Annotated in this window: 15 protein-coding genes; 1 reads left to right on the forward strand and 14 read right to left on the reverse strand. The window is 64.9% G+C overall.

The features are described from left to right. Positions 1-13: 13 nt before the first annotated feature. The 7 genes from lpdA (HFL01S_RS08835) to HFL01S_RS08865 form a co-directional block, all read right to left on the reverse strand. Positions 14-1441, reverse strand: coding sequence for a dihydrolipoyl dehydrogenase (gene lpdA / locus HFL01S_RS08835; RefSeq protein WP_066257506.1), 1428 nt, complete (start codon positions 1439-1441; stop codon positions 14-16). 66 nt (positions 1442-1507) lie between these two features. Continuing rightward, on the reverse strand, positions 1508-2770 hold the full coding sequence (odhB, locus tag HFL01S_RS08840) for a 2-oxoglutarate dehydrogenase complex dihydrolipoyllysine-residue succinyltransferase (protein ID WP_066257508.1): 1263 nt from the start codon (positions 2768-2770) through the stop codon (positions 1508-1510). A gap of 92 nt (positions 2771-2862) precedes the next feature. Continuing rightward, entirely contained in the window at positions 2863-5739 is a 2877-nt protein-coding gene (locus tag HFL01S_RS08845) for a 2-oxoglutarate dehydrogenase E1 component (RefSeq protein ID WP_066257510.1), read from the reverse strand. A gap of 242 nt (positions 5740-5981) precedes the next feature. After that, positions 5982-6356, reverse strand: coding sequence for an ArsR/SmtB family transcription factor (locus HFL01S_RS08850; protein WP_066257512.1), 375 nt, complete (start codon positions 6354-6356; stop codon positions 5982-5984). 128 nt (positions 6357-6484) lie between these two features. Next, positions 6485-8386: a propionate--CoA ligase gene (locus HFL01S_RS08855; protein ID WP_066257513.1), complete on the reverse strand. Its 1902-nt coding sequence runs from the start codon at positions 8384-8386 to the stop codon at positions 6485-6487. Positions 8387-8493: 107 nt separating this feature from the next. Further along, positions 8494-9090, reverse strand: a complete 597-nt coding sequence (locus tag HFL01S_RS08860) for an isochorismatase family protein (RefSeq protein ID WP_066257516.1) — start codon at positions 9088-9090, stop codon at positions 8494-8496. Between the two features lie 73 nt (positions 9091-9163). Then, entirely contained in the window at positions 9164-9955 is a 792-nt protein-coding gene (locus HFL01S_RS08865) for a TetR/AcrR family transcriptional regulator (RefSeq protein ID WP_066257518.1), read from the reverse strand. Between the two features lie 270 nt (positions 9956-10225). Here HFL01S_RS08865 and HFL01S_RS08870 point away from each other — a divergent pair, with 270 nt between their 5' ends. Continuing rightward, the gene (locus tag HFL01S_RS08870; protein WP_084383175.1) at positions 10226-10786 is read left to right on the forward strand and encodes a C40 family peptidase; all 561 of its coding nucleotides are present in this window, start codon (positions 10226-10228) and stop codon (positions 10784-10786) included. 93 nt (positions 10787-10879) lie between these two features. Here HFL01S_RS08870 and HFL01S_RS08875 read toward each other — a convergent pair whose 3' ends face one another. The 7 genes from HFL01S_RS08875 to aceF form a co-directional block, all read right to left on the reverse strand. After that, positions 10880-11728, reverse strand: a complete 849-nt coding sequence (locus HFL01S_RS08875; protein ID WP_066257739.1) for a 2OG-Fe(II) oxygenase — start codon at positions 11726-11728, stop codon at positions 10880-10882. Between the two features lie 121 nt (positions 11729-11849). Next, complete coding sequence (locus HFL01S_RS08880; RefSeq protein ID WP_066257520.1) at positions 11850-13991, reverse strand: PAS domain S-box protein; 2142 nt, start codon at positions 13989-13991, stop codon at positions 11850-11852. 139 nt (positions 13992-14130) lie between these two features. Next, on the reverse strand, positions 14131-15804 hold the full coding sequence (locus HFL01S_RS08885; protein ID WP_066257522.1) for a glycoside hydrolase family 140 protein: 1674 nt from the start codon (positions 15802-15804) through the stop codon (positions 14131-14133). Then, positions 15801-16964, reverse strand: coding sequence for a rhamnan synthesis F family protein (locus tag HFL01S_RS08890; RefSeq protein ID WP_066257523.1), 1164 nt, complete (start codon positions 16962-16964; stop codon positions 15801-15803). Before HFL01S_RS08890 ends, HFL01S_RS08885 begins: the two co-directional genes overlap by 4 nt. Positions 16965-16979: 15 nt before the next feature. After that, entirely contained in the window at positions 16980-18470 is a 1491-nt protein-coding gene (locus tag HFL01S_RS08895) for an oligosaccharide flippase family protein (protein WP_157538813.1), read from the reverse strand. 268 nt (positions 18471-18738) lie between these two features. Further along, positions 18739-20562, reverse strand: coding sequence for a dihydrolipoyl dehydrogenase (gene lpdA, locus HFL01S_RS08900; protein WP_066257526.1), 1824 nt, complete (start codon positions 20560-20562; stop codon positions 18739-18741). 12 nt (positions 20563-20574) lie between these two features. Beyond that, the gene (gene aceF, locus HFL01S_RS08905; protein WP_066257528.1) at positions 20575-22227 is read right to left on the reverse strand and encodes a dihydrolipoyllysine-residue acetyltransferase; all 1653 of its coding nucleotides are present in this window, start codon (positions 22225-22227) and stop codon (positions 20575-20577) included. Positions 22228-22234 lie beyond the last annotated feature (7 nt).

Here is a 22234-nt window from a genome sequence, read left to right on the forward strand (position 1 = left end):
GGGCTAGACCGGATCAGAAGTTCAGGGTGCGCTTGTCCACCGCCAGCGCGGCTTCCTTGGTCGCTTCCGACAGCGAGGGGTGCGCGTGGCAGATGCGGGCGATGTCTTCGGCGCTGGCCTTGAACTCCATGGCCACCACGGCCTCGGAGATCAGCTCGGACGCCATCGGACCCACGATGTGCACGCCCAGGATCTCGTCCGTCTTGGCGTCGGCCAGGAACTTGACCATGCCGGTCGTGTCGCCCAGTGCGCGCGCGCGACCGTTGGCCAGGAACGGGAACGTGCCGGCCTTGTACGCCACGCCATCGGCTTTGAGCTGCTGCTCGGTGCGGCCGACCCAGGCGATTTCCGGGCTGGTGTAGATCACCCAGGGGATGGTGTTGAAGTTGACGTGACCGTGCTGGCCAGCCATGCGCTCGGCCACCGCCACGCCCTCTTCTTCCGCCTTGTGCGCCAGCATCGGGCCGCGCACCACATCGCCCACCGCCCAGACGCCCGGCAGATTGGTTTTGCAGTCGCCGTCAACCACGATGGCGCCGCGCTCGTCCAGCTGCAGGCCCACCGCTTCGGCGTTCAGGCCGATGGTGTTGGGCACGCGGCCGATGGAGACGATCAGCTTGTCCACGTCCAGCGACACTGCCTCGCCCTTGGCATTGGTGTAGGCGACGTTCACGCCCTTCTTGCCGGTCTTGATCTCGCCGACCTTCACGCCCAGCTCGATCTTCAGGCCCTGCTTGTCGAAGGCCTTCTTGGCTTCCTTGGCGATCTGCTCGTCCACGGCCCCCAGGAAGGTCGGCAGACCTTCGAGGATGGTGACGTCAGCGCCCAGGCGGCGCCAGACCGAGCCCATTTCCAGGCCGATCACACCGGAGCCAATCAGGGCCAGCTTCTTGGGCACTGCGCCGATGCGCAGCGCGCCGTCGTTGGACAGGACGTGCTCTTCGTCGAACGGAACGCCCGGCAGCGCGCGGGCATTGGAGCCGGTGGCCACCACGACCTGTTTGCCGGTGATGACTTCCTCAGCTGCGCCGGCCACCTTGATCTGGTAGCCACCATCGGCGGCGGCCACGAAGGAGCCGCGACCATGGAAGAAGGTCACCTTGTTCTTCTTGAACAGGTAAAGGATGCCGTCGTTGTTCTGCTTCACGACAGCGTCCTTGCGACCCACCATCTTGGCCACGTCCATCGTCACCTTGCCGGTGCTGATGCCATGGTCGGCGAAATGGTGGTTGGCGTGCTCGAAATGCTCGGACGATTGCAGCAATGCCTTGGAGGGGATGCAGCCCACGTTGGTGCAGGTGCCGCCGGGGGCGGGGCCGCCAGCGGCGTTCTTCCACTCGTCGATGCACGCGACCTTGAAGCCCAGCTGGGCTGCGCGGATGGCCGCAATGTAGCCGCCGGGGCCGCCGCCGATCACGACGACGTCAAATGCTTGGGACATGATTTCTTATCCTGAATGGGGTTGGACAAACGCCCCCGAAGGGGCGTCTGCAATTTCACTGTTCGATCAGATGTCGAAGAGGAGACGGGCCGGGTCTTCCAGCGCTTCCTTCATGGCCACCAGGCCCAGCACGGCTTCGCGGCCGTCGATGATGCGGTGGTCGTAGGACATGGCGAAGTAGTTCATCGGGCGCACCACAACCTGGCCGTTTTCGACCATGGCGCGGTCCTTGGTGGCGTGTACGCCCAGGATGGCCGACTGCGGCGGGTTGATGATGGGGGTGGACATCATCGAACCGAAGGTACCGCCGTTGGAGATCGAGAACGTGCCACCGGTCATGTCGTCGATGCCCAGCTTGCCATCCTTGGCCTTCTGGCCGAACTCGGCGATCTTCTTCTCGATCTCGGCGAAGCTCATCTGGTCGGCGTTGCGCAGGATGGGCACCACCAGACCGCGCGGCGAACCGACGGCGATACCGATGTCGAAGTAACCGTGGTAGACGATGTCGTTGCCATCGACCGAGGCGTTGAGGATCGGGAACTTCTTGAGGGCATGCACAGCAGCCTTCACGAAGAAGCTCATGAAGCCGAGCTTGACGCCGTGCTCCTTCTCGAATTTCTCCTGGAACTTCTTGCGCATCTCCATGACCGGTGCCATGTTGATTTCGTTGAAGGTGGTCAGGATGGCGTTGGTCGATTGCGACTGCAGCAGACGCTCGGCCACGCGGGCCCGCAGACGGGTCATCGGCACGCGCTCTTCGGGACGGTCGCCCAGGTCGGGAGCGACCACCGCCACCTGCGGCAGCACCTTGGTGGGCGCGCCGGTGGGAATGGCGGCCGGTGCGGCGACCGCAGCCTTGGGAGCACTCGCGGCGGCCAGCACATCACCCTTGGTGACGCGCCCGTCCTTGCCAGTGCCGGCCACGGAGCCAGGAGCCATGCCGTTGTCGGCCATCAGCTTGGCAGCGGCGGGCATGGCCACGCCAGCCTTGCTTGCGGTGGCTGCAGCCACAGAGGCAGCAGCAGCTGGTGCGGGCGCTGCGGCCGCCGGTGCGGGGGCGGCTGCCGGAGCAGCGGCGCCGGCCACCGCCGCGGTATCGATCCTGGCGATGACCTGGTCGGCGGCCACGGTGGCACCGTCGCCTTGCACGATCTCGACCAGCACGCCACCGGCGGGCGCCGGGCATTCGAGCACGACCTTGTCGGTCTCGATCTCGATCAGGATCTCATCGGCGGCGACGGCTTCGCCGGCCTTCTTCTTCCACTGCAGCAGGGTGGCCTCGGCCACGGATTCAGAGAGCTGCGGAACCTTGACTTCTACGATTGCCATGTTTGTTCTACCTGGAATGTTTCGAGGGACGTGGCCCAAAGGCTGCCCCGGCACGAAGGTGCCGGGGCGCTGGGCTCACAACGCCGGAACGTTTATTTGGTGAGGATGAAGCCCTTGAGCTTGGAGAAGGCGGCCTCGATGAGGGCCTTCTGCTGGTCTTGGTGCAGGTGGGCGTAACCAACGGCCGGCGAGGCCGAGGCCGCACGACCGGCGTACCCGAGCTTCTGTCCATCGAGCATGTTCTCGTGCACCTGGTGCTGCACGAAGAACCAGGCGCCCTGGTTCTGCGGCTCATCCTGGCACCACACGATGTCGGTGGCGTTCGGATACTTCTTGAGTTCGGCGCCGAAGACCTTGTGCGGGAACGGATACAGCTGTTCGACGCGGATGATGGCCACGTCGTCGGCACCCTTTTCCTCGCGCTTCTTGACCAGGTCGTAGTAGACCTTGCCCGAGCAGCAGATCACGCGCTTGACCTTGTCGGCCTTCTTGATCACCGCCTCGTTCTGCTCCGGGATCACGGTCTGGAAGCCGCCCTTGGTGAATTCGGACAACGGGGAGGTCGCGTCCTTGTTGCGCAGCAGGGACTTGGGCGTGAAGATCACCAGCGGCTTGCGCAGGTTGCGCACCATCTGGCGGCGCAGCAGGTGGAAGATCTGGCTGGCCGTGGTGGGCTGGCAGAGCTGCATGTTGGTGTCGGCCGCCAGCTGCATGAAGCGCTCGACGCGGGCTGAGCTGTGCTCGGGGCCCTGGCCTTCGTAGCCGTGCGGCAGCATCAGCGTCAGGCCATTGGCACGGCCCCACTTCACTTCGCCGGAAGCAATGAACTGGTCGATCACCACCTGGGCGCCGTTGGCAAAATCGCCGAACTGGGCTTCCCAGACCACCAGCGTGTTCGGGTCAGAGCCGGCGTAGCCGTACTCGAAGCCCAACACTGCCTCTTCAGACAGGATGGAGTCGATCACCACGAACGGTGCCTGGCCCTCACCCACGTTCTGCAGCGGCACATAGGTGCCCACGTCCCACTTCTCGCGGTTCTGGTCGTGGATCACGGCGTGACGGTGCGTGAAGGTGCCACGACCGCAGTCCTCGCCCGAGAGGCGCACCGGATAGCCCGAGGCGACCAGCGATGCAAAGGCCATGTGCTCGCCCATGCCCCAGTCCACGTTGATCTCGCCACGACCCATGGCCGCGCGGTCGTCGTACACCTTCTTGACCAGCTGGTGCGGGGTGACGGTCGCGGGAATGGTCGTGATCTTCTCGGCCAGGCGCTTCCACTCGGCCAGCGGAATCGCGGTGTCGGCCTGGTCGGTCCACTTCTTGCCCAGGAACGGCGACCAGTCGACCGAGTACTTGCTCTTGAAGTTGGTCAGCACCGGGTCGACCGTGTGCTTGCCGGCATCCATGGCGGCACGGTAAGCCTTGACCATGTCGTCACCGAGGGACTCACCCAGACCTTGCGCCGCCAGCTTGTCGGCGTACAGCTTGCGGGTGCCTGGGTGCTGGGCGATCTTCTTGTACATCAGCGGCTGGGTCAGGCTCGGGGTGTCCTGCTCGTTGTGGCCCAGCTTGCGGAAGCAGATGATGTCGACGACCACGTCCTTGCGGAAGGTCATGCGGTACTCCAGCGCCAGCTGGGTGGCCAGCACGACCGCTTCCGGATCGTCACCATTGACGTGCAGCACCGGCGACTCGACACCCTTGACGATGCCTGTGCAGTACAGCGTGGAACGCAGATCGCGCGGGTCAGACGTGGTGAAACCGATCTGGTTGTTGATGATCAGGTGCACCGTGCCGCCCGTGGTGTAACCGCGAGTCGCAGCCAGCGCCAGGGTCTCCTGGTTCACGCCCTGACCGGCAAAGGCGGCGTCACCGTGCACCAGCACCGGCAGCACCTGCTTGCCCAGCGGATCGCCTCGGCGGTCCATGCGGGCGCGCACCGAGCCCTCGACCACCGGGTTGACGATTTCCAAGTGCGAGGGGTTGAAGGCCAGCGACAGGTGGACCGGCCCGCCGGGGGTGGTCACATCGGAACTGAAGCCCTGGTGGTACTTCACGTCACCGGCCGGCAATTCTTCGGGCGCGGTGTGATCGAACTCTGCGAACAGATCCTTGGGCATCTTGCCCAGGGTGTTGACCAGCACGTTCAGGCGACCACGGTGGGCCATGCCGATCACGATTTCCTGCACGCCCAGGGCACCAGCCTGCTGGATCAGCTCGTCCATGGCGGCAATGAAGCTCTCGCCACCTTCGAGCGAGAAGCGCTTCTGGCCCACGTACTTGGTGTGGAGGAAGCGCTCCAGACCTTCGGACGCCGTCAGGCGGTCGAGGATGTGTTTTTTCTTTTCAGCGTTGAACGAGGGCTTTGAGCGGATCGACTCCAGTTTTTCCTGCCACCAGCGCTTTTGCGCCTGGTCGCTGATGAACATGTACTCCGCACCGACGCTGCTGCAGTAGGTTTCGCGCAGCGCGTTGATGAGGTCGCGCAAGGACATGACTTCCTTGCCGAAATAGGTGTTGCTCGTGTTGAAGACGGTCTCGAAATCCGCGTCGGTGAAACCGTAGAACGACGGATCGAGCTCGGGAATGTGTTCGCGCTCGGTGCGCTTGAGCGGATCTAGGTCGGCCCAGCGGCAACCACCGTTGCGGTAGGCGGCAATGAGCTGCTGCACCGCCACGCGCTTGCGACCCAGGTCGGAGTCGGCGCCAGCGGCCATGACCACCTTGGTGCCGCCTTGCTTGGCGCGCTCGGCAAATGCGTTGATGACGGGCTGATGGGGAACGTCGCGTGCGTCGGTTCCATCAACGGCAGGAACGTGCTGCAGGGCATCGAAATAGCCACGCCAGTTGTCTGGCACGCTGCCCGGGTTCTCCAGGTATTTTTCGTACATCTCTTCGACGTAAGGGGCGTTGCCCCCGAAGAGATACGAGTTGCCCTTGTAGGCAACGTAGACGTTCGTCTCGCTCATTGATCCGCTGACCTCCGTTTCCCTCTGGGAAACATTAGCTGGTTAAAACAACCTTCCGCGACACGGCTGAACCGGTTGGCGGATGCGACAGTGACTTTGGAAGGACCTGACTGCAGCCTGAGATTGTGCCACCGCGAGCACCTGCCGGCAAATGAAATGCCGGGGATGTTCGCAGCAGTTCAGGAAAACGGCACGCAGTGTTGCTTGCCGGTGAAGAAAGCGCCGTGTTTTAAACGCGGGCTTCAGGAGCCCACACGCGGTGACAGCCGCTCGGACGCCGGCACAGCGCTGGGCTCGTCCATCTCGATGGCGATCTGGGTGCACACCGTGCGGCACAGGGTCACCGCCTTCTCGCTCTGAACCCGGTAGATCACCTGCGTGCCCTCCTTGCGCTTGGCCAGGACGCCGGCGCGGTACAGCAGATTCAGGTGCTGGGACAGGTTGGGCTGAGTGGTCTGGATTTCCTGCAACAACTGCGAAACCGATTTTTCCTTGTCGCAGAGCGCGCTGAGGATGCGCAACCGCATCGGAGTGGCCAGCACACCGAACAATTCGGCCGCCAGTTCGAACACCCGGACTTTCTCGATTTGGGCATCCGCCCCGATCATTTGTTCCATGGCTTTCCGCGAGGTTGTCAATATAAGCATTCATGATACTGACAAGCCCCATCAAACCCAATGCCCGCATACACCAGGGGGTTCAAAAAAACAGCGCCCTGAGGCGCCGTCTATCAGCCGCGCAGCTCTCAGACCTGCATGTCCTTGATCTGCTGCAGGGCAGCCGGGTCGTCCATCGTGGTCAGATCTCCCGGATCACGCCCTTCGCATACCGCCTGAATCGCGCGACGCAGCAGCTTGCCGCTGCGAGTCTTGGGCGGCACGCCTACGAAGCGCACGCGGGCCGGACGCGCTACCGCCCCGAGCTGCTCGTCCACCAGCTTCATGACCTCACCCTCAAGCTTGAGCAGTGCCGTCTCGTCACCCAGCAGCGCGGCGTCCTTAAGAACGGCGAACGCCATTGCCACCTGACCTTTGAGCTGGTCGGCAACACCCACCACCGCCACCTCGGCGATCTTCGGGTGGCTGGAGATGCTCTCTTCGATCTCACGGGTGCCCAGACGGTGGCCGGCGACGTTGATCACATCATCGGTGCGGCCTAGGATGAAGTAGTAGCCATCCTTGTCGCGGATGCCCCAGTCGAAGGTGCTGTAGACCTGCCGCCCCGGTACGCTGGACCAGTAGGTCTTGACGAAGCGCGCGTCGTCGCCCCAAATGGTCTGCATGCAGCCCGGGGGCAGCGGCCCCTCAACCGCAACCACACCCTTGACGTCACCGCCCTGCAGCTCTTCGCCGGTCTGGTCGTCCAGCAGCTTGACGTTGTAGCCATAGACCGCCTTGCCGGGCGAACCGAACTTGCTCGGCGCCGTCTCGACGCCGTTGCAGATCGCCAAGATAGGCCAGCCGGTTTCGGTCTGCCAGTAGTTGTCGACGATGGGCTTGCCCAGCTCGTCGGAAATCCACTTGGCGGTCGGCTCGTCCAGTGGCTCGCCAGCCAGGAACAGTGCCTTGAGCGACGACAAGTCGTACTTCTTGATGAAGGACGAGTCGTACTTCTTGAGCACGCGCACCGCCGTCGGTGCACTGAACATCACCGATACCTTGTACTTTTCGACCAGGCTCCACCAGACGCCAGCGTCCGGGCGGATCGGCAGACCTTCGTACATGATGGTCGCCATGCCGCCGATCAGGGGGCCGTAGATGATGTAACTGTGGCCGACCACCCAGCCGATGTCGCTAGTGGAGAAATAGGTCTCGCCGGGCTCACCCATATAGATATGCTTCATGGACGCGGCCAGGGCCACGGTGTAGCCGCCGGTGTCGCGCTGCACACCCTTGGGCTTGCCGGTGGTGCCACTGGTGTAGAGGGTGTAGCTCGGGTGCGTGGCGTCGACCCATTCGCAGGGCACGATGACATCCATCACCTTGGCGCGCTCGGTCGCATAGTCGACGTCGCGCCCCTCAACTGCCGACAACGCTGCCAGACCCCGGTTGACCATCACGACCTTGCCCGGCTTGTGCGACGACAGCCGGATGGCCTCGTCCAGCAGCGGCTTGTATTCCACCACCTTGCCGCCGCGCGAGCCGGCATCGGCACTCACAATGGCCACCGGCGAGGCGTCCTCGATGCGGCTGGCCAGGGAGTGGCTGGCGAAGCCGCCGAACACGACCGAGTGGATCGCACCAATGCGCACGCAGGCCAGCATGGCAAACGCAGCCTCGGGAATCATGGGCATGTAGATCAGCACCCGGTCACCCTTCTTGACGCCCTGCGCCTGGAGGATCGCGGCCATGCGCTGCACCTCGGTGTGCAGCTCCCGGAAGCTGTAGGTCTTTTCGATGCCAGTCTCGGTCGACACGAAGATCAGCGCGTTCTGGTCCGGCCGGTCCTTGAGGTGGCGATCGACCGCGTTGTGGCAGAGGTTGGTCAGGCCACCCTCGAACCAGCGCGCGAACGGCGGGTTGTCGTAGTTGCAGACCCGATCAAACGGTTTGTGCCAATCCACCAGCTGCGCCTGCTCGGCCCAGAAAGCGTCGCGGTCGGTGATCGAGCGCTGATGAAAGGCCTCAAAGCCCTGCGGGTTGCCCATATGAGTCTCCTGGGTGGTGGATCAAACTGAATTCATAATTATGAATCTGAGACTTTCTGGAGTCTGACAAGACGATGGCAGGCCCCTGCGCCCGCCATCTTTCAACCTTATTTGATCAGCGCCTGAATCTCGCGGAAATCCGGGCGGTCGGCCGAACGCAACCACTCGAACAACACCATCTCGGTGGTCACGAGCTCACACCCCGTGCCCGCCAGCCGGTCGAAGGCCGCATCCCGGTTGCGCTCGGTGCGCGAGGCGCAGGCATCGGTGACCACCCACACATCCACTTCCTCCTCCACCAGATCCAGCGCCGTCTGGAGCAGGCAGACATGAGCCTCACATCCCGCCAGCACCACGGTGTTCCGCGGATGGGCCGCGGCAGCCGGCTTCTGCAGATGCTTGGGAAGGCTGCGGGCGTTACCACCCTTGGCCGCAGGGCGCAGGCATTCCAGCAGACCATCGGGAACGGCGCTGAAGTGCATCTTGGAAATCGTGCGCTGACAGAGGTCGCGCAGGCCCGGATCGTTCGGTCCCAGCTTGGAGGGGTTCTGCTCGGTTCCCCACACGGGCACACGCAGGCGCCGGGCCGCCTGGGCCAGCCGGCGCGCATTGACCAACACCGACTCGCGCTCCGGCAACGCCGCCATCAGGCGCTCCTGGTAGTCGACCAGAACGAGTTGGGAATCGGAAGCTTCGAGCAGCATGAAAAAATCCTGAGACTGTTCGTGCGGACTGCACAAACCGAGTGGGCGATTGTGACAAACAGGCGCAGCGCGGTCACGCAGAGAAGAGATCGCCCTGCCCCGCTTCATCCGCCTCCTGCTGCGTAGCGGCCAAGGCCAGATCCATCCATCGCTGGAGGCTCTGGACAAAACGCGACTCCATCAGCGCCCGCCCCTCTCCCCGCTTGGGGCCTTGCAGCACCAGCAGTCCCAGCCCGTAGGCCAGCACCTCGTCGTGCAACTGCTGGGCAGTATCTGGCGCCAGCCCACAGGCCTGGAGGGTCTCCAGGCAGGGCTGCAGCGCTTCCGCCAGGCGCGCCAACAACACCGAAGCCGATCCACCCGCCTCGCCCGCAGCGTCCTGAAGACCGTGTCCGCCGTGCAAAACCAGCTCCAACCGTTGGGTGTCGCCCGCCAGCCAGGCCCACCAAGCCACCGAGCGCTCGATAAACAAGGTTCGCGCCTGCACCGCCTGCACCGACGACACCGGACCGCCGTCCCTGCGTGGCCGGGCGGTGCGCTCACCGCGCGGTGCCTTGATGCCGGACACCAGATCCGCCAACTCCTGCACGACGCGTTGCTGCAGCGCAGACAGGATTGCCTCCCGTCCCGGGAAGTAGGCGTAAAGCGCCCCGGCGGTGTAGCCAGCACACTGTGCCAACTGCCGCATGTTGAAGCCCTGTCCGCCAGACTCCTGCCACAGCGCCCATGCCACATCCAGCAACTGTTGCCGCCGCTCATCACCAAAACGCTGCTGCCGCGCCTGGCGATCGGCCATGCGCTGCTGCTGCTGGCGAAGCTGTTCGGGCGTCAGGACCGGGGTGATTGCATCAAATTTGACGGACATGGCTGGGCGATATATTTCTCTGCAGATTGTTTGATTATATGAACGCAGTTCATTTTTATAAACACAGATGCATCAACTGCTGATGTTTTAGTAGGGCGAAATCATTCCAGTGGCTTGACGATTGGTTTTTTGGGTGAACACCAAGTGAGTCACCACGCCGGATTACCCAACGTCGCTTGGACCGTAGTTGTCGAAAAATTCAACAGAATCAAAGAGCTTGGTAACAAACCTCGCTTGACTTCGAAGCAAGGCTTCGCGTAAGCTGCGCCGATGCGTGTTATTTTTGTCGCTGCTCTTCTCATGGGATGTGCCTTGTGCCAGGCCGCCCCGAGCGACCAAGAGCCCGACGAGATGGTGCGAATGCTGGAGGAGCGCGGTGTGATGGCCCGACTGGGTTCACAGCTCCAACAGGCCAGAAGCGACATGGGAGAACGCGCATCCGATCTGGTGGTGCGCGCCATGGGGTTCCTGGGTGTGCCCTACCGCTATGGCGGCAACAGCGTGGACACCGGCTTCGACTGCAGCGGTCTCGTCCGGGCGGTCTATGAACAATCCTTCGGCAAGATCCTTCCCCGCCGGGCCGACCAGCAGGCCGCTGCCACGGAGGTCATTGACCGCAGCGACCTCAAGCCCGGCGACCTGGTCTTCTTCAACACCATGAGACGCGCGTTCAGCCATGTCGGCATCTACCTGGGCGAAGGCAAGTTCATCCACGCCCCACGCGCCGGAGGTGCGGTGCGTGTGGAAGACATGCGTGTGGCTTACTGGCAGACCCGGTTCAATGGTGCACGCCGGGTGCCACTGAGCAGTCCGGACGCCGCCAGTCCCTGATCCGGTTGTGGCTGGTGCCACACCACCTGCAGCGGGGACAGATCAGTAGAAAGGGCGCCACGAGGGCGCCCTTTCTACTGGAATTCTGGCCGCTCAGCCCCGCTTCTGGATCGTGCGCTTGAAGTAGCGCTCGCGCACGCGGCGCGCCGTGCGCCAGAGCACCGGAGGCGCGAAATCCTGGCCCAGGCGCCACATCACGCCGGAGAAGCTCTCCTCCGGCCGCGACTTGAAGATCGTGGTGTGGATGCCGTCCGCTTCGCCTTTCGGACGCCCGTTGGTGTAGTAATAGAGCGCCAGGGACTTGCGGGTCATGTCTTCCGGACAGTTCAGGGGATCTGGATGACCGTGGAAGGAGTCGCTGGTGGTGGTGAAGATCGCCAGGCGGTTGAACACCGGCAGGATCTTGTCGCCGCAGAACTTGGTGTCCTTGTCCCACAGCTCGAGGTAGCCACCGTACTCCTCTTTCCAGTCCTTGTTCAGGTACAGCAGGACGTTGATGCGGCGATCCAGGAAGGTGCTGTCGTGCTTGTTGAAGTCGGCGTGCAGCTTCAGCAGGCCTCCGCGACGGATCTGGTGCAGGCCGCCCCCGCGCAACAGCGGGTCGGGAATCAGATTGTCGATGCCGGTGAGTTTCTCGAGGAATTGCAGGAACGGGATCGAGTGGAACTGGTAGAACAGCTGACGGGTCACAGGGCCGAACTGGGTTTCGTCCGCGCACACCAGCTTGATCTCGGTCTGGCGGTTGTAGTTGTGCCAGTCGATATCGGCGGGCTTCGGAAACTCCGCCAGCACGGCCTCGGCCACATCCGGTGGCAGAAAGTTGTCCAGGTGGATGTGGGGGAAAGGATCGCCATTGGCGTACCGATCCGCGTTATCCGCAGCCAGTTGAAGGTACTTGGGATCGTCAAACACAAAACGATCGCTCAGATCCACGGTGGACATGTCCATGCGCTCCTCGGGAAGGGGTCGGGTCAATCCGACAAACCCATCGATGCTAGGTTGCAAGACTTAAGGTGCGTTTAAGTCTTCAGTTGCCTGGACCTGCCGCATCTTTGTTCAGATATCAAACTGGGGATGTGGGCACCTGCGGCAGCGCAATGCAGAACGTGGCGAGCTCACCGCCGTGGCGGTGCACGATGCGCTGCACCGTCGCCAGACCGATGCCGATGCCGGGAAACTGGTCATCCCGGTGCAGCCGCTGGAACGGTTGGAACAGGCGGTTCGCGTGGGCCATGTCGAAGCCCGCACCGTTGTCCGAGACGCAGATGCCATGCAGCCCATTGAGGTCCCCCGCATACACACGGATCTCTGGGTCCGGCGTTGAGCCGGTGTACTTCCAGGCGTTGTCCAGCAGATTGGTCATCACCGAGGCCAGCATGCGTTCGTCACCGGTGACCTCCAACCCGTCCTCGACAAAGGTGCGCACCTGCCGACCGGACTCATCGGCCAGCTGTGTCAGTCGCTGGCGGGCCAGCGCGGAGAGATCCACCCGGTCGTGGCGCAGCTCCCCACGGCTGCTTTTTGACAGCGCCAGGATGCCTTCGATCAGCTGGCCCATGCGCGCGGCTGACTGGTGAATCCGATCCAGATAGACCTTGGCCTGGTCGGGCAGGGTCCCTCCAAAATCCTCCTGCAGTGCCTGCGAGTAGCCGCTGAGCGCCCGCAATGGCGCGCGCAGGTCGTGGGAGACCGCATAGGCGAAGGTCTCCAGTTCCCGGTTGGCGGCGCTGAGTTCGGCGGTGCGCTCGGAGACGCGGACCTCCAGCGTGGTGTTCATCTCCCGCAGCGTGGCTTCGGCCGACTTGAGCGCGTCGATGTCGGTGTGGGTGCCCAGCATGCGCAGCGGCCTGCCGTCCGCGGACCGCTGCTCGATCTGTCCCAGGGACAGAATCCACTTCCAGCGCCCGTCCTGGGTGCGCAGGCGGAACTCGACGCGGAACGCCTCCTGGCGACCCGCGAGGTAGTCCTCCAGCAAGCGGAGAATGCGGGCCTGGTCATCGGGGTGGAGCCGTTCGCGCAACGATGCAAGGGACTCCCGGAAATCCGCGGGGTCGTAGCCGAGCATGGCTGCGTACTCAGGACTTACGGTGGCTTCACCGGTGTCCAGGTTGAGGTCGTACAACCCCTGACTGGCTGCAGCCAGGGCCAGGCGCAGCCGTTCCTCGCTGTCGTGCAGGGCCATCTCCGTGGCCCGCCGGCCACTGATGTCGAGAAAGGTCACCGCGCAGAGGCCCTCGCCCGCCCGAAACGCGGACACCGATAAGAAAGTGCCCAGCCGCTCGGACCCCTGCTCGAACTGCCGCGGTTCGCCCGTCAGGGCCACCCGGCCGTAGGTGCCGATCCAGTCCGCTTCGTCGTCCTCGATACCCGGCAGAACCTGCGTCAGCCGTTGCCCCGTGACCTGTGCCAGGTCCAGACCCGTGACTTCGGCCAGATGCCGGTTGGCGGCGAGAATCACCAGATCAACCGGTCTGCCCTGCCCGTCCTGCACCAGTTCGAACAGCACAAAGCCTGTGTTCATGTTCTCGAACAGCGAGCGGTAGCGGGCCTCGGACTCGATCAGCCGCTGCTTGGCCTGTGTGCGTTCGGTGATGTCGCGTGAGATGCCGAAGGTGCCCCGGATGTGTCCCTGCGCATCGCGCAGCGGTCCCTTGGTGGCCAGAAACACCCTCGATCCCTCTGCCGTGTCGAGGCGCTCCTCGTTGGTCTCCACGCGGCCTGACGCCAGCACCCGCCGGTCGATGGCCCGGATCAGGTCCGCCTGTTCGACCGGGAAAGCAGCCCCGTCATCCTGGCCAAGCAAGGCGCTGGCAGGACGCCCCATGTAGCGGGACGCAGCGTCGTTGACCAGGAGATAGCGGCCCTGCTCGTCCTTGGCGAAGATGGCGTCGCTGGAGCTCTGGGCAATCGCGGTCAGCAGCTCCAGGGCCTGGGCCTTTTCTTCGGCCTGTGCCTTTTCCCGCCGATGGGAAGCGTTCAGCCGCCCGACCAGCCGACGGACCAGCACATACAGCAGCAGGGTGGTGACCAGGACGAAGAGCCAGCCTTTGAGCATGCTGGCCTGCACGAGGGAATCAGGGTCGTGCCACAGCAGGCCCATGGCGCGGTCCGAAAGCAGAATCCAGAGACCCGCAAACGCGGCATACACCAGCGCCACCCGCAGAGCACCCTGCGCCAGGTTGATTCGTTCGTTGGATGTGTTCACTGGAATCCGGGTCGATGAAGCCGCCACGACAAGCTCGGGCGAACTTACCCGTCCGGGCCCCGGCTTACAACCCGGCGGCGCAAAGAACGCGAAAAAAGACCGTTCGCCCGATGTGATCCGAAGGCCCGATGCTGGCGCGTCAGGCCAACGCGTCGCTGACAGGCTGCACCAGCAACAGCCAGTCGCTGTCGCCGGCCGCGTTCCTGGCCGGCGGCGTCACATGCAGCCGGCCACCCCGCAGATCGAGGCGCAAGGGGTGCGCCTCGAAGTTGGTCGGATCGACCCAGCAACCTTTGAGCGGCGCTGTCAGCCGGTGGACGCCGAGCGCGAAGCCTTTGCTATCGACCGTGTAGGCGAGCAAGGTGGAGCGGGCTTCTGCCACTCCCACGGCGATGGGAGCTGGCGACGTGGGCCGCCAGCCGAGCTTCAGAAGCAGCCTCTGCAGGCGCCTGCTGCGCGGCAGGAAGGACTGGCGCCCCTCGGCTGGCGGCAGTGGCACGAAGTCGTGCCATGGCAGGGTAGCGAGAAAAGACCGGGCCAGGCCGATCTGGCGGGCGCCGGGCAACTGCATCGCCTGCGACCACGGCAGGTTCCCCCAGCAGGACCCGGAGGGCGACGGGCCGAACGGCCGCTGCTCCGTGTTGACCTGCCAGATCCCGTTGGCGCCATAGGTGTGCCCGGCCAGGCCGCTGTTGAGCGCGTGCGCCCAGAACGCCTCGCGCACGTCGCGGGCTGTGACGGTGGGGTTGATGTCCAGCGCCTCGTACCGGGACTCTCCGCTGATCACCGGCATGACCGGTCCCGCGCTCCAGCCCTCCTGCGCGCGCCGCGCGTGGTGCAGCGTGGGCTGCCCGTGACCGGTCTGCTGCATCTCGAAGTCGAGCAACCCCGCATCCGCGACCGATTCGCGGGCGCTCGTGATCGGGTGCGTGGAGATCATGCGGCCGAAAGCATTGAGGCGGCGCATCTCGCGGATCACCTCGGTCCATTCGGTGCGCAGCCGGGCCCGGGAGGCGTCCTTCTGCAGGTGTCCCTCCAGATACCACGGCATGGTCTGCTCGCCGGCAGCCACCCACACCACGGGCAGCGCCCCCCAACGCGCGATCAGGTGGCGCCAGTGCCGCTGCATGTTCTCCAAGCCGATCATGGGCAGGTAGTAGCCCCAGGCGCCCAGAATGCACGGCACCAGACCTTGCTCGACCAGGTGAAACACCCGCTGGTCCGCCTCGTCGAAAAAGGCCGGGTTGATCCCGCTCAGGTCGGTCTCCCAGCTGAAGCCACTGGCGCTGCGACCCCGTTCGTCGAACAGCGGCATGTCCGGGTGCAGACCGGCGACGAGCTGGATCAGGTTGAACCCACACTCCTTGCGGTTGCGCGCCAGCGCCTGGAAATCATCCGGCCGGGAGAGGCGTCCGCACAGCCCCATCCACCAGGTGTCGCCCAGCCAGAAGAACGGCGTGCCGTCGGCGTGGCAGAAGTGCCGCCGGTCCTCGGCGACCCGGATGCCACCGTGCCGGTAGAGCGGGTTGTCACCGCGGTAGGCCGTGACCTCCACCGCACCGACCTGGCCATGCAGACCCGCATTGCCCGCGTCGCTGCAGCGGGTGGTGAAGCTGTGGATGCCCGCCTCGGCACTGGCGTAGCGGACACACCAGGTGTCCCCGCCACCCCAGAAAGCTGGCACCTCGACCACACGCTGGCTGGGCGAGACGAACACCACATCCAGCAGCAGATCCCTGAACGGCTCATCGTAGGAGACGCTCGACTGGAAGCGGATCTCGACCGCTTTGTTCTGATGTGTGCGAAGCGTCATGCCTTGCTCCCGCCTGCCAGCTTTCGGGCTTCTTCGAGCATGGACGCATCGCCGTAGCGCTCAATCAGAGACACCGTGATCTGCGCCGTGGGCCTGCTCAGCCACATCGGCGACTTCTTCAGAAAGCCGAAGCCCTGTTCGGGCAATGACCAGTGCGGCAAGGCATAGGCCGGCCCGGTGGCGATGGTGGCCCAGAGAATGAAGCGGCGCAGCGTTGCAGCATCGACCGGTGCAGCCGACGGACCGATCAGGGCCCGCTGTTCTTCGCGCAGCGCGGTGTCCTCGGGGATCACCAGGTTCACAGCCAGTTCGCGCAACTGGTCGGCGTCCATGCGTTCCAAGTGCTGATCGAACCGGGTGAGGTCCAGTGTCTGGGCATGGCGGTAGCCGCGATCAATGACCCAGCGGCTCAGACCGACCTCGCCGCGGCGGATGGTCTCCAGCTTGTCGGCTGTGAGCGTCAGGCCCTGCCAGAATTTGCGAAAGCCCGGGTCCTTCAGGATGCGCGCGCCGAACAGCAGAGCGAACGAGCAGTAGTGCAGATGCGGCGCGCCCTCATCCGGCACCCAGGGCCGGCCGCGGCCGGGGTCTGCCAGATAGTCCAGCCAGCCGTCGTTGGAGACCGCGCCCGCCAAGTCCACATCCAGCCGCTCGGCCTGCGCCAGCCAGTCTGCCGAGGCTGGCACCGGGAACCAGGCGGAATCGTTGACCAGCGACAGCTGATCGAGGTCCGGCAGCTGGTCAAGGGCCATCAGCACGCCCTCGCGGTAGGCGCCAAAGTCGTAGCCATAGTTGGGCCGCTCCACCAGCAGCCAGCACAGGGGCTGCAGACGTTCGCGCTCCTGCAGCGTGAGCGGCAAGTTGCTGACCACCAGCGGCGCAAAGCCCTTGCGCGCCAGGTAGGCCAGCGAGCCCAGGTGGGAGTCCTGCAGTCCGAGGCGCGGGTACATGACATACACCGCGCAGTGCCGGGTGGCCTCCAGGGCCCCTTCGGTGATGAGCACCTGGCGCCTGAGCCAATGGTCGTGCCACAGATTGCCGAACCAGAGGTTGACGAGCAGGCCCGGTATCCGCCGTACACGCCCCCAGCGCCAGACCAGATGGTCCCGCAGGCGGGTGAGCCAGCGGCCGGCGGACTGCGCGCGCAAATCGGTCCCCATGCTGCGTCGGACGGCTCAGGACACCGAGCGCCGGAGCATGGGCAGCACCAAGCGGTGGCCCAGCGGCGCGAACACCGCCACTTCCACCAGCCCCAGCAGCAGCAGACGCACGAACGGGTGCTGGCCCGCCACCCAGGGCAGGTGGTGCACGAACCACCATCCGAGGCCCGAGGCGCCGAGCATCAGCAACAGCAGCAGACCTTCCATCCGCAGGTTGCGCAGACCCAGCTTCCAGCCCAGGTACTGGCTCGTGGCCCCGGTGACCACCTCGGCGCTCAGCACGGCCAGCACGGCTGTCTCGATGGAGTAGTCGAACTGGAGGTAGACCCCGAGGAACGCCAGGAACGAGAGCACCTTGACCGCGCTCACCATGGCGATCCATTGCGGCTTGCCCATGGCCATGAAGGCCGCGCCGTAGATGCCACTGAGACTGCTGAACCAGACCCCCATGGCCAGCAGCGGCAGAAAGTCGCCCCCCTTGACGTAGCGGTCGTCGTAGGCCAGATCGAAAAAGCTGCTGGCCCCGGTCACCAGCAGGACCACCAGAAACGTCACCACCAGCATCAGTGGCACGCGGGTGCGCCGGAAGGCCTCCTGCAAGGGCACCCCGTGCTCCAGCATGCGCGAGTACCAGGGGAACACGATGGAGGACTGCAGCGTCCCCACCAGCACCGCCACCATCAGCGACAGGCTGGTGGCGATGGAATAGACGCCCACCTCCGCCAGCGGGAAGATGGCCGCCAGCAGCACGCGGTCGATCTGAAGCGCCAGGAACGAGATCAGCGTACTCAGGAACACCCACTTGCCGAAACCGAAGATCGCCTTCACCGAGTCCCGATCAAGCCGGAACCGGTCGGTCATGCCCGACAACATCGCGTACGACAGCCAGACCCGCAGGCCACTGCTGACCACCCCGGCGATGGCCAGCGCGTACACCGAACGCAGGTACCAGGCCAGCCCCACCATCAGCACCGCGTTCAGCACCTGCACCAGAATCTCGATCTTGGTCATGCCGGCGATGTCCATCCGCCGCGCTGCGGTGAGCATGCGCGAGGACTGGAAGCCGTCGGCGATGGCGCCGAAGGCCACCAGCGGAATCAGCCAGACCAGCTCGCGGGCCATCGGGTCGTTGGCGCCATAGATGTGCGCCATCGGCCAGGCCAGCGCCACGGCACAGGTGAACAGCACCAGGCCCCGCATGACCTGCAGCGTCCACGCCGTCTGCAGGAACACCGGTTCGTCGCCGCGGGGGTTCTGCACCACGCTGGGCTTGAGCCCGATGTCGGAGAACATCGCCAGGCCCTGCATCACCGCCGACACCAGGGCCATCAGGGCAAAGGCTTCTTCAAACAGCAGCGCGGCCAGGGCGATGTTCGATACGAGCCGCAGAATCTGCCCGCCACCAAACGCAAAAACGATCCAGATCGTCCCGGTCTTCGCGCGGGCGGAGATGTGGGCCATCGAGGGCTGGCCGGTCTCTGCAACAGGTGTCACTGAGTCGGTCACGCAGCACTCCCCGGCGCCACGTCTTGGGCAGCTTGCAATCGCACCATTGGATACATCACGGTTGGTTCTGGTGCTCGGGCAGGCACCCTGTTGCGCAGGCGAATGAAAAAGTTCAAACGCGCGAGGCAAATTATCGCGAAGATTTCCCCCCGGCCCCGACCGCACGAGTCGCCCGCAACAAAACGCCCTCCGGAACACAGGGTCCCGGAGGGCGAATCGATTGGATTTTTCGACCAACCGCCAGGCTTCTGACGGTGGCCGACAAGGCTTACTTCTTCGACGGCGGCAGGTCAGTACACGACCCGTGCGCCACCTCCGCCGCCATGCCGATGCTCTCGCCCAGCGTGGGGTGCGGATGGATGGTCTTGCCGATGTCCACCGCGTCCGCGCCCATCTCGATGGCCAGCGCGATCTCGCCGATCATGTCGCCGGCGTGGGTGCCCACGATGCCGCCGCCCAGGATCTTGCCGTGGCCATGGGCCTCTGGCGAATCGTCGAACAGCAGCTTGGTGAAGCCTTCGTCGCGGCCGTTGGCGATGGCGCGGCCCGAGGCCGTCCAGGGGAACAGGCCCTTCTTGACCTTGATGCCCTGCGCCTTGGCCTGGTCCTCGGTCAGGCCCACCCAGGCCACCTCGGGGTCGGTGTAGGCCACGCTGGGGATCACGCGGGCGTTGAAGGCGGCCGAGGCCAGGTCCTTGTTGCCCTGCAGTTCACCGGCGATGACTTCCGCCGCCACGTGCGCCTCGTGCACCGCCTTGTGCGCCAGCATGGGCTGGCCCACGATGTCTCCGATGGCGAAGATGTGCGGCACGTTGGTGCGCATCTGGATGTCGACGTTGATGAAACCTCGGTCGGTCACGGCCACGCCGGCCTTGTCGGCGGCGATCTTCTTGCCGTTGGGCGTGCGGCCCACGGCCTGCAGCACCAGGTCGTAGGTGCCTTCGCTCTTGGTGCCGTCCAGCCCCTCGAACTGCACCTTGATGCCTTCGGGCGTGGCCGTGGCGCCCACGGTCTTGGTCTTCAACATGATGTTGTCGAAGCGGCCCTTGTTCATCTTCTCCCAGACCTTGACCAGGTCGCGGTCGGCGCCCTGCATCAGGCCGTCCAGCATCTCGACCACGTCCAGGCGGGCGCCCAGCGTGCTGTACACCGTGCCCATCTCCAGGCCGATGATGCCGCCGCCGACGATCAGCATCTTCTTGGGCACGCCCTTGAGCGCCAGTGCGCCGGTCGAGTCCACGATGCGATCGTCCTGCGGGAAGAACGGCAGGCGCACGGCCTGCGAGCCGGCGGCGATGATGCACTTCTTGAAGGCCACGACCTTCTTGGTGCCGGTCTTGTCCTGGCCCGTGCCGGTGGTCTCTTCCACTTCGACGTGGTTGGGGCCGACGAAGGCGCCGTAGCCACGCACGATGGTGACCTTGCGCATCTTGGCCATCGCCGCCAGGCCGCCGGTCAGCTTGCCGATGACCTTTTCCTTGTGGGCGCGCAGCTTGTCCACGCTCACGGTGGGCTTGCCGAACTCCACGCCCAGGTCGCCCAGGTGAGAGACCTCGTCCATGACCGCCGCCACGTGCAGCAAGGCCTTGGAGGGGATGCAGCCCACGTTCAGGCAGACGCCGCCCAGCTGGGCGTAGCGCTCGACGATCACGACCTTCAGGCCCAGATCGGCTGCGCGGAAGGCGGCCGAGTAGCCGCCAGGGCCGGCGCCCAGCACCAGAACGTCGCATTCGATGTCGGCCGAGCCGCCGAAGCTGGCAGCGGTCGGGGCCACCACCGGGGCAGCGGCCGGGGCCGCAGTGGGTGCGGCGGCAGGCGCAGGTCCCGCCACCGGCGCGGGAGCCGCCGCAGCACCCTCCGCTTCCAGCACCAGCACCACCGAGCCTTCCTTGACCTTGTCGCCCAGCTTGACCTTGAGCTCCTTGACCACGCCGGCGTGCGACGAAGGAATCTCCATCGAGGCCTTGTCGGACTCGACGGTGATGAGGCTCTGCTCGGCCTTGACGGTGTCGCCTGGCTTGACCAGCAGTTCGATGACCGCGACCTCGTCGAAGTCGCCGATGTCAGGAACCTTGATGTCCATGAGTGCCATGTTCCGGTTCCTTTACAGCAGCACGCGACGGAAGTCGCCGAGGATCTGGCCGAGGTACGCATTGAAGCGCGCCGCCGCAGCGCCGTCGATCACGCGGTGGTCCCAGGTCAGCGACAGCGGCAGCATCAAGCGCGGCACGAAAGCCTTGCCGTCCCACACCGGTTCCATCTGGCTCTTACAGACGCCCAGGATGGCGACTTCGGGCGCGTTGATGATGGGCGTGAAGTAACGGCCACCGATGCCACCCAGGCTGGAGATGGTGAAGGTGGCACCGGACATGTCGGCCGGGCCGAGCTTGCCGTCGCGGGCCTTCTTGGCCAGCTCACCCATTTCCTGGCTGATCTGCAGCACGCCCTTCTTGTCGGCATCCTTGATGACGGGCACGACCAGGCCGTTGGGTGTGTCGGCTGCAAAACCGATGTGGTAGTACTGCTTGTAGACCAGCGAATCGCCGTCCAGCGAGCTGTTGAACTCGGGGAACTTCTTGAGCGCGGCGACCGACGCCTTGATCAGGAAGGCCAGCATCGTGACCTTGACACCGCTCTTCTCGTTCTCCTTGTTGGTGGACACGCGGAAGGCTTCGAGGTCGGTGATGTCGGCGTCGTCGTGGTTGGTGACGGCCGGGATCATCACGGCGTTGCGCAGCAGGTTGGCGCCGCTGATCTTCTTGATGCGGCCCAGTTCCTTGCGCTCGATGGGGCCGAACTTGGCGAAGTCCACCTTCGGCCAGGGGATCAGGCCCAGCTCGGAACCACCACCGCCGGCGGATGCCGGGGCCTTGGCGGCCTGCGCCTTGGTCTGCACCGCTCCGGCCATGACCGACTTGGTGAACGACTGGATGTCGTCGGCCGTGATGCGGCCTTTCAGGCCCGAGCCCTTGACCTCGTCCAGCGGCACACCCAGTTCGCGGGCGAACTTGCGCACCGAAGGCGACGCGTGCGGCAGACCCAGTGCGGGCGTGCCGGTGGGGTTGTGGGCCGGAGCCGCTGTGGGGGCCGAGGCGACGGCCGCGGCGACCGGAGCCGCCACAGCCGCTGCGGGTGCAGCCACCGGAGCGGCAGCCGGTGCCGATGCAGCGGCGCCCGCAGCGCCTTCGAGGATCGCCAGCAGGTCACCAATGTTGACCTTGTCGCCGACCTTCACCTTGAGTTCCTTGAGCACGCCGGCGTGCGACGAGGGGATCTCCATCGATGCCTTGTCGGACTCGACCGTGATCAGGCTCTGCTCGACCTTGATGGTGTCGCCGGGCTTGACGAACACCTCGATGACCGCGACATCCTTGAAGTCGCCGATGTCGGGGACATGCACCTCCACCGGACCGGCGGCTGCGGGTGCCGCGGCCGGGGCGGCCACAGGAGCAGCCGCAACCGGTGCGGGCGCTGCAGCAGCGGGGGCTGCAGCAGCCGGTGCTGGCGCAGCGGCCTCACCGGCGGCTTCCACCACCAGCACCACAGAACCTTCCTTGACCTTGTCGCCCAGCGCCACGCGCATTTCTTTCACCACGCCAGCGGTGCTGGACGGGATTTCCATAGAGGCCTTGTCGCTCTCGACCGTGATCAGCGACTGCTCGGCCTTGACCGCGTCGCCCACCTTGACCAGCAGTTCGATGACCGCCACTTCGTCGAAGTCGCCGATGTCCGGGACTTTCACTTCTACCAGTGCCATGTTCTTG

The organism is Hydrogenophaga flava NBRC 102514, from assembly GCF_001571145.1.
Taxonomy (GTDB): Bacteria; Pseudomonadota; Gammaproteobacteria; order Burkholderiales; family Burkholderiaceae_C; genus Hydrogenophaga; species Hydrogenophaga flava.